Raw genomic sequence first — 6,647 nt, forward strand, 5'->3', positions numbered from 1 at the left:
CCGGTCCGAATAAATGCCCGAGGAGACCTCTAATCCCAAAACCGAATCACTAACGGAGAAATCTATTGGTTGTGTTTCTGAGTCGAATCTGGAACTGGCTGGCGGCTGATCGGCGATTGATCCTGTGGTCGTTCGCGTTTGGCTTCATTTTCACAGGTCTGGGCATCATTCCGCCGCTTTTGGTGCGACAAATGATCCGCGGTCTGGAACAACCTCAGGCAGCTCAGGGGTTTGTCTGGCTGGCTCTGACTGTTGCCGGTGTTTATCTGCTTCGCGGTATGTCGCGATATTTTTACGGACTGATGTCTCACATCGCCGCCTACCGTACGCTACACCGATTGACCAATGCCGTTTATGCCCACCTGCAGCGTCAGCCTCCGTCCTATCAAAGCCGTCGACACTCCGGTGGACTTGTGGCTCGAACGATTGGAGATGTACAGGCGGTTGAGGACTTCATTGCACACGGAATTCCGGAAACATTGCTGGCGATCGTCATTCCGATCACAATGAGTGTCGTCCTGTTCCTGCTGAACTGGAAACTGGCAGTGATCGCGTTGCTGCCTCTTCCCATTGTCGCTGCGGCAGCCTATGTACTGACCACGCGGGTGAGAAATTCCTGGAGGAATGTGCGCCATCGTTTCGCCGAGCTTTCTGCACAGATTCAGGATCATTTGTCCGGGCTGCCGGTGATTCAGTCGTTCACCGCAGAGTCCGCAGCGGCATCACGAATTGACCGTGAAAGCCGTCAATACCGCGACAGCATCATCCATGCCAATACGTGGTCGCTGTTACCCGCCGGATTGATCGAAGCCTCAAGCGGAGCTGGCCTGGTACTCATCGTACTCAGCGGAATATGGATGACCGGAAACGGCCCGATGCAGATTGATGTGGCTGACCTCGTGGTCTTCCTGATGTATCTGGGCCAGATTTTCTTGCCGTTTCTCCGGCTGGCCAACATGACGGAAAACCTGCAGAAAGCAGCAGCCAGCGCAGCCCGTGTTTTCGATTTGCTGGACGAACCACCGGAAATCGTCGGAAAACCGGACGCAACCGTCCCCTCACAGATGAGGTATGACATCACATTCGAGCAGGTAGATTTCAGCTACGAATCAGGCAGCCGGATTCTGAACGGAGCAAACTTCCACGTCAGCGAAGGAGAAACAGTTGCCCTGGTCGGTGCATCCGGTGTCGGCAAAACAACAGCCTGCCATTTACTCGTGCGCTTTTACGACGTGGATTTCGGAGCAGTACGACTCGGTTCCCACAATGTCCGCGACCTGCCACTGGATTTTTTGCGTAAGCAAATCGCACTGGTTTCGCAGGATGTCTTTCTGTTCAGCGGAACGATTCGTGACAACCTTCGTCTGGGGAATCCAGATGCCGGTGATGAAGATATCCAGGCGGCTGCTCGTGCAGCTCGGGCCGATGAGTTTATTCTTTCTTTCCCTGACGGATACGACACCAGCGTTGGAGAGCGGGGGATCCGGTTGTCAGGCGGTCAAAAACAACGAATTGCGATCGCGCGGGCGTTGTTAAAGGACTCTCCTGTTCTCGTCTTTGACGAAGCCACCAGTGCCGTCGATGCAGAATCAGAGGCTGAAATTCGTGAAGCCGTACATCAGGCAACCAAAGGGCGGACGGTGTTGATTGTCGCACACCGGGTATCGACCATCAGGGATGCAGACCGCATCGTTGTCTTCAAAGACGGTCGGGTCGTCGAAACAGGCACATGGAACGAACTGGTCGAACAGCGAGGTCATCTGGCTGAGGTTTGCCGACTGCAGGAAGACGCGGTCTGGTAAATTCAACAATGACATCAAACGAAGACACTGTTCGACTGAAATCAAAACTATCTCCACGTGCGTCTGACTGTTGTTCAGCCGGTCGCAACGTGAGAAACTTGGGTTGTCTGCAGCAACGTTCAGTCGATGGGTTGCCGGATGCAGTCTCGATGCTCATACGACCCGCAGCATGTGTCGGTCCTGTCTGGTAAGGGACCGTTTTTGACTGGGTCAGCTTCCATTGAATCTCCACAAACCTGATACGGAATTGATTCCTCGCCCCCGGAAAGACACAGGTAATGCGCATCGTTCAGTTTGAAATCCCCGGTCAGGGCCGCCGCACCGGCATCGTCGAAGACGATGCTGTCATTGACCTGACGTCGGTACGCCCCGCATGGCTGAGAACAATCGACATATTTCACGAATCGGACAGGATGGGCCGACCATTCAGCGAGTTACCAATCGAAGCAGCCAGACAGTCAGCCGTGAATCGGCTCGACTATCAATCGCTGCTCAGCGCCCACCCCGGCGGCGATATTCCGTTCCTCCATCCACCGCTTGACGCGGCAGACCTGCATCGCGTCACCATCACGGGAACCGGACTCACTCATCTGGGCAGCATGCAGTCACGTGACAGCATGCATGCGCAGGAATCCGAGGATCAGACACAAATGACGGATTCAGCCAAAATGTTTGCAATGGGCCTCCGAGATGGAAAACCGACCGCAGGTCGGCGCGGAGTATCACCGGAATGGTTCTATAAGGGAAACGGTCACAATCTGCGTGGACATCACTGGACTTTGCAGCTACCAGGATTTGCAGATGACGGTGGCGAAGAAGCTGAAATCGTGGGTTGCTACGTCATCGACCTGCGGGGCATCCCGCGACGGATCGGTTTTGCACTGGGCAATGAATGGTCAGATCACGCCACTGAACGGATCAATTACCTTTATCTGGCACCGTCCAAGCTCAGACAGTGCGCCGTTGGGCCCGAATTAGTAACAGACCTCGATTTTCAGGAACAGAAGCTCCATTGTGAAGTGATCCGTGACGGAGAAACAATCTACGAAAGCGGCGAATTACTGACAGGCGAACAGCACATGTGCCATTCACTTGCAAATTGCGAGGACCATCATTTCAAGTATCCACAACATCGCATTGTCGGTGACGTTCATTTGCATTTTTTCGGCACAAGCAAATTGAGCTATGGAGAACGCGACTGGAAATATCAGGAAGGCGACGAGGTTCGGGTCATTCCTGATTTCGGTGCCGCCCTCATCAACACGGTTCATGCAGACGGTGAAGCGGCTTCCGTCGTTGCTGTTCAGCCGGTGTAGTATGCCTCTCAGCGATCCCACGGAAAGGCGGAGTTGGGCGGGTTGGTAAATCGCTTCATTCGAATGATGAGCCTGCCGCCGGCCCCGGGAGCCAGTCGCACCGTAAAGTGTGTGTCGTCCACAGCCTGAATTCTGCCGTTACAGGTAACGTCCAGACACTGATGTTCGGCGTAGCCACCGGCCTGAACAATAAATGTGCGTGATTCCGTTGGATTCACATTAACAAATGTCACCACTGTTTCTGTGTCCGTCAGTGACTCAACCAGAGCAGCAACGTCATCCGGTACCCCTGCACGACGTCGTTGCAGATCAAAATAACGAAGCCGAGCTTTCAGGACCCTTCCGATCCCGCCAGGAGTCGGACCACCGAGCATCAGGTTGACCAATGTCCCGATACGTGCCGGATTATAGCCCATCGGATCATCAGAGAGACGCGTGTCGGGTGTTGTCGTGTCATTGCGGGAGCCTTCCACACGCGTACGAATCTCACTGAGATCATTCTGCAACTGTCGTTCCGGAAACCCGGGGTCGTTGCCTTCCAGATATCCGTACCAGCCACTGCCGATGTCCATGCGTCTGAGGTCGTCCCGGTTCATTGACATGTAGTACACGGTGCCGGCACCGGCGTTGTATCTGCCCGGACTGAAGTTGTACCAGCCGTCATCTCCATACGCCGACGGATACATCATTTTGCCATCGATTCTTTTTCCGTTCGCATTGATGCCGTCGAGCGTTCCGCGCCAGGCGTCGAGATATTTTTCATCACCCGTCAGCATATACGCGTTCACGAATCCCTGGAGTCCGATAGCCACAGTGTTCCGATTTGCATAGGTACCCGGGCTCTGCGGGACCTCAACGCGAAATCCCCAGCCATACACTCCTCCATACCATTTGCCGCCGGCCGCACTGCCGATCACTCCGTCGAGTCCGATGTTGCTGGGAATGATTCCGCCGTTCTCCTCACAACGTGCGACCCAGGCATCCACATACTCCAGAATCCAATTTTTGTATTTTTCATCGCCCGTCAGCATATACGCGTTCACGGCCAGTGAAGTTGCGGCCATGTTTTGAGGATGATCACCAATGATGTCGTTGTAGTCCTTGAAGTGCGCCACCATCTGCTCATAGTTTTCCTCACCGTGAAGCGGCTTGAAGCGGTTTCTGATCTCGATGGGATCCCCAGCCCAGTCCAGTCCGGTGGCTTTGCGAAGCAGTGGCCCGCGACTGCCGTTAAACATGCTGCGAATGATCCTGTGTTCGGAATCGTAGTTCGGTGCCTGTGGATCTTCATTCATGTAGAACCCGGCATATCGTTTGATGCGCATTTGGTTCTGGATGTTGTAAGGGTCTGACAACGGCATCACATTGAACACCGCGAGACCTTCACCGTTATGCAGCCAGTCCATCGTCACCGGAAATTCTTTGTAATACATTCCGTCACGAGCGAACGGTACGTCCACTGTTTTTGCTTCGGTGTACTGCCGAAGATGCCCCTCCCACATGGAATTGCACATCTCAATAATGGAGTCGTCCCCCCCAAGCGCATGCAGAATAGGCCAGCCGTTCAGATTTTCCGGTGCGTCATCCGGTCCATCGTCTCCTCCCCAGCGTTCCACACAGAGCAAATAACCGCGTGAATCGAAGTAACGATCGTAAAATTCCTGACATGCCGGTGTGTGAGCTTCGATCAGCTGCCGTTCCAGAAGTGCCCAGTAGGGAGGCGCCATCGGACCTTCCACAACGACCTGAACGTCTGCGACAGCGGGAGCCACAAGAACCAAAAACGATAATCCTGCAAGTGCTCGTATTCGTTGAGACTTCAATGCTCGTTCCTCTCGTTAATGGACTGTTGTATGACAGCCATTCTGGTGAAAACCACACGCCTGTGCCAGCATGAGTCGGATTGAGAATGATCCGGCAATGCTGCTCCTGCAACTTGAGTCTGAGCATAACTGTCCTCATCCCTCATCCCTCATCCCTCCTGCTGCGGATACGAGCGGTCGTCCGCGGAGAAACAGAGCCAGCGGCAAGGTCAGTGCGGGCATCAGGCACACCAACGCCAGTGACAATTCAAGACTCCATGATTGTGACAGTCCGCCGACAATCACCGGTCCCGCAGATCCCGCCCCCCAGCCAAATCCCATGACGATGCTGGAGATCGTACTGGCATTCTCGGGCGACAATTCCTGCCCCATGACGATGTGCATGGTATTTGTGGACAGGATAAAAAATCCCGCCAGACTGAGAAGAGCCAGAGAGGCAGGCAGCGAAACGTCGTCTGCATATAAAAACAGCAGAGAAACGGGGACTCCTCCTACAACCGAAATCACCTGCAGCAGACGACGATCACAGCGTCCGGCCAGCATCCCCCATACCAACATGCCCAGTGCTCCGGCACCGCTAAAGCACATGGCTGAAAGACCGGCCGCCGTGGTCGGATGGCCCCGCTCAAGCATGATCGAGGGCACAAAGGATGTCAGTGAAATCTGTACGGCCGAGCGGACAACCACGAAAACATAGATCGGCATCAGTGCGGGACCGTGGGCTGTCAAAAACGTCTGCACCCTCTGTCTGATATCTCCGGACACGGACGGGACCGACACAACCGAGTCGGGCAAAACCCACAGCAGTGGCAGTACCAGTAACCCCGGCAGCATCAGCCACCATGTGCTTTCCAGGCCATACTGTTCGGCAAACAGGACGTACAGCACGGGACCCAACGCGAATCCGGTAGTCCCCGTTGTAATGAAGACAGAAACTCCCCATGTGGGACTGTGCGGCAGTGATTTCGCCGCCAGTACCGCACCTGCCGGGTGAAAAGCAGCAACACCAAGACCGCCCACGACAAGAACCAGGGCAAGGAGCATCGGTCGTTCAATGAGTAACCCGGCAACGGACAACGCAATTGCGGATGTCATCAATCCCAGGCCGACAAATCGTCGTGATCCCAGACGATCTGAAAGATACCCGAATGCAAGCTGACTAAACGAAGTTGACGCCGAGTAGAGCATCGCAAGGATGCCGATGCGGGCCGGGTCCAGCCGCGCCAGTGCCACCAATGGTCCAAAAACCGACGCGTAAGAGTCCACGAAGTAGTGCAACAGGCTAATCACGCCAAGCGAATTTAGATTCACCGAACGTTGACTTCCTTCAGCAGATTTGACAACGGATTTTTTCACAGGAGTTTCTTACACGAAATCCACATTTCTTACAGCCATCATATTTCGATTCCAGGAATTGCCAGACTGTCACGATGGATCAGATCTTCGATCTCATTTACATCCTGACCCGCCAGGGCCGTCCCCGCAAGCAGAGCGTTCAGGATGCGCAGGCCGTCGACTGACGCATCGACTGTCGTAAATGGATAGTCGCTTCCAAACAAAATTTGTTCCAGACACCATATTGCTGCACCAGCATCAGGCTGTGGTAAAGCTGAAAAGGACGAGAGTGCAGAGCACTGATGTCAGTGAAGACATTCGGGTGTTACGGATTATAGCCACACATTCGTGTTCATACGGATGGCCAAGAT

The 6,647-nt window shown here is 54.2% G+C and carries 5 protein-coding genes; 2 read left to right on the plus strand and 3 right to left on the minus strand.

Annotation, left to right across the window (positions count from 1 at the left end):
• The first annotated feature begins 71 nt into the window (after positions 1-71).
• Both MK110_07455 and MK110_07460 read left to right on the plus strand, forming a co-directional pair.
• Positions 72-1,802: an ABC transporter ATP-binding protein/permease gene (locus tag MK110_07455; protein ID MCH2211122.1), complete on the plus strand. Its 1,731-nt coding sequence runs from the start codon at positions 72-74 to the stop codon at positions 1,800-1,802.
• Positions 1,803-2,080: 278 nt separating this feature from the next.
• Positions 2,081-3,118 carry a sugar transporter gene (locus MK110_07460; GenBank protein MCH2211123.1) on the plus strand — a complete coding sequence of 346 codons (1,038 nt, stop codon included), beginning with the start codon at positions 2,081-2,083 and terminating at the stop codon, positions 3,116-3,118.
• Positions 3,119-3,126: 8 nt separating this feature from the next.
• On the opposite strand, the gene MK110_07465 is transcribed toward MK110_07460, so the two are convergent.
• The 3 genes from MK110_07465 to MK110_07475 all read right to left on the minus strand — a co-directional run bounded on the left by MK110_07465 (position 3,127) and on the right by MK110_07475 (position 6,500).
• The gene (locus MK110_07465; GenBank protein ID MCH2211124.1) at positions 3,127-4,941 is read right to left on the minus strand and encodes a hypothetical protein; all 1,815 of its coding nucleotides are present in this window, start codon (positions 4,939-4,941) and stop codon (positions 3,127-3,129) included.
• A 135-nt stretch (positions 4,942-5,076) separates the two neighbouring features.
• Positions 5,077-6,252 (minus strand): MFS transporter, encoded by a 1,176-nt coding sequence (locus MK110_07470; protein ID MCH2211125.1) that lies wholly within the window; start codon positions 6,250-6,252, stop codon positions 5,077-5,079.
• Between the two features lie 83 nt (positions 6,253-6,335).
• On the minus strand, positions 6,336-6,500 hold the full coding sequence (locus MK110_07475; GenBank protein MCH2211126.1) for a hypothetical protein: 165 nt from the start codon (positions 6,498-6,500) through the stop codon (positions 6,336-6,338).
• Positions 6,501-6,647: the final 147 nt, after the last annotated feature.

It is taken from the genome of Fuerstiella sp. (genome assembly GCA_022447225.1).
Taxonomy (GTDB): Bacteria; Planctomycetota; Planctomycetia; order Planctomycetales; family Planctomycetaceae; genus S139-18.